The 1,106-nt window shown below is 54.3% G+C and carries 1 protein-coding gene; it reads right to left on the bottom strand.

The genetic code is table 11. The features are described from left to right. Window positions 1-404 precede the first annotated feature (404 nt). A partial coding sequence (locus tag EV686_RS18490) for a hypothetical protein (RefSeq protein ID WP_207901898.1) occupies window positions 405-1,106 on the bottom strand: 702 nt, incomplete at its 5' end.

Raw genomic sequence — 1,106 nt, 5'->3', positions numbered from 1 at the left:
ATACAGGCCATTGATGAGCTCGGGCGTCAGACGCTGGTTTGCGTTGTTGATCAGGGCTTGCTTGATGGATTCCATTTGGCTTTTCCATAAAAAAACCGCGCGCGGCGGGCATGGGCAAAAAAAATCGCCCGAAGGCGATTGCTATTCCTGGCCGATGTCACTCATCGGGTCGACACTGAAAATCATCAAACGATGAACACATAATCCAGGGGGAATTTCCAAGGTGATATCCCTCCACCTTGCACTGCTCTCCCTGCGCAAGGGTTCGAACTTGCACCACTTTGAACACATGAAAATTAGTTTGCCGATGGTAGGAAATTGCTCCAAGACAATCGACGGGCCTGGTTTCGATAGGCGCGCATCCTGCCAACAGCAGGGCTGCCAAAAGAAAAGAAAATCGCACATCACACTCCCGTAAAATCCGCAACGAGAACCGTTGAGGAGATTGCTGGCGGATTTGTGGGGAAGTCCAGATCCCACAAATCTCGCCAAGTTTGAAGATACCGGCTCCTGATGACAGAACCGCTCGTCCCACCATCGAAGAAAGGGGAATACAGTGCCTCATAACCAGCAGGAAGCCCGACCGTAGGGCCGTCAACAACGCAGTCTGGGGCTGCTGTATTGCAGATCCCATAAACACGCCCGCCAGGCACACTCCAGGAATGCGTAAGGCTGGGAGCGGGCTGATCAATACCGACCGCAGCCAAGCCCTGCACATCCAAGTGGCGCTTATTGTTCGCGTAGATCAATTCCCCTGTAATGTGATTTCTCACAATGAGTCCTGCTACCGGGTTATACAGATTTGCAGGCGCTTTCCCCACGACATACACCACAGCGCTGCCTGCGGCCGCATCTATCGGCTGACGCAGGACGATCTTTCCAGGGATCATGTTGTGGTAGTAAGCATGGACTGGCGTGGTTGATCGGATGAAGAGCAGGTCTCCCTTGACCCAATTGAATGACGCCTCGACAGTGCGACCGCCCACGTAGCTCCCCGAAGTTACGCGACCGCCTGGAAGGGACACCGTCAACGCCCCCCTGAGCCCGAGATTGTTGTACTGACTATCTATCTGGACGATGGACCCGCCGCCGCGGACGATCAGACC

Source organism: Paracandidimonas soli (assembly GCF_004342005.1).
GTDB classification, from domain to species: domain Bacteria; phylum Pseudomonadota; class Gammaproteobacteria; order Burkholderiales; family Burkholderiaceae_B; genus Paracandidimonas; species Paracandidimonas soli.
This window is presented reverse-complemented; position numbering and strand designations above follow the sequence as displayed.